This window comes from Streptomyces sp. P17 (genome assembly GCF_032436805.1).
Lineage (GTDB): Bacteria > Actinomycetota > Actinomycetes > Streptomycetales > Streptomycetaceae > Streptomyces.
The window spans coordinates 1-243 of record NZ_JAVRBF010001370.1; the positions used below are offsets into that span (position 1 = coordinate 1).

The following is a 243-nucleotide window of genomic DNA, read 5'->3' on the forward strand; positions in this document are numbered from 1 at the left end:
GGCGCGGGCACAGTAATGTTGCACTTCTGATCCTTGGCCGTCTGCCTGGCCTTCTCCAAGCACGCGGAAATCTCCCCGCCGCTGGCCTCATAGAACCCGGCCCCCCATTGCATCTTTTTGACGCCGATAGGATCCACAGAGTTGATCATGGCATATGCCGCGTTGATGCGGTCGTTACCCATGACAAGGCTTGCAACATGGCTGTCTGCCGGGAAGGGCAAAAAGCGCGGCAAGAACGCCAGC

At 58.8% G+C, this 243-nt stretch carries 1 protein-coding gene; it reads right to left on the reverse strand.

All coding sequences use genetic code 11. From position 1 onward, the window contains the following. Positions 1-243, reverse strand: a 243-nt coding sequence (locus RMT89_RS45010) for a DUF6118 family protein (RefSeq protein WP_315889530.1), incomplete at both ends; no start/stop codon positions are given.